This is a genomic window from Thalassospira sp. TSL5-1 (assembly GCF_001907695.1).
Taxonomy (GTDB): domain Bacteria; phylum Pseudomonadota; class Alphaproteobacteria; order Rhodospirillales; family Thalassospiraceae; genus Thalassospira.
The window spans coordinates 1-815 of the sequence record NZ_KV880652.1; the positions used below are offsets into that span (position 1 = coordinate 1).

At 56.0% G+C, this 815-nt stretch carries 1 protein-coding gene; it reads right to left on the reverse strand.

All coding sequences use genetic code 11. The annotated features are described in order from the left end of the window. A partial coding sequence (locus LF95_RS22500; RefSeq protein WP_073957454.1) for an elongation factor Tu occupies window positions 1-815 on the reverse strand: 815 nt, incomplete at both ends.

Genomic DNA, 815 nt, shown 5'->3' on the forward strand with positions numbered 1-815 from the left:
ATGTTGTCGCCAGCTTCGCCCTGGTCGAGCAGCTTGCGGAACATTTCAACGCCGGTAACGGTGGTTTTAACGGTAGCTTTGATGCCGACGATTTCGACTTCTTCACCAACCTTGACGATACCGGTTTCAACACGACCGGTCACAACCGTACCACGACCCGAGATCGAGAACACGTCTTCGATCGGCATCAGGAACGGCTTGTCTTTCGGACGGTCCGGCGCCGGGATGTAATCGTCAACCGCTTTCATCAGCTCAAGAATCGCGTTCTTGCCGATTTCATCGTCGCGACCTTCCAGAGCAGCAAGAGCCGAGCCCTTGATGATCGGAATATCGTCGCCCGGGAAGTCGTAGGACGACAGAAGCTCACGGATTTCCATTTCGACGAGTTCGAGAAGCTCTTCGTCGTCAACCTGGTCAACCTTGTTCATGAACACGACAAGTGCAGGAACGCCAACCTGGCGTGCAAGCAGGATGTGTTCACGGGTCTGCGGCATGGGGCCGTCAGCTGCCGAAACAACCAGAATACCACCGTCCATCTGGGCTGCACCGGTGATCATGTTTTTCACATAGTCAGCGTGGCCCGGGCAATCGACGTGCGCATAGTGGCGGTTTTCGGTTTCATATTCGACGTGCGCGGTCGAGATCGTGATACCACGAGCTTTCTCTTCCGGTGCCTTGTCGATCATGCTGTAGTCCTGGAACGATGCCCCGCCGCTCTCTGCAAGAACTTTGGTGATCGCTGCGGTCAGCGTGGTTTTACCGTGGTCAACGTGGCCGACGGTGCCAACGTTGACGTGCGGCTTTGTACGCGCAAA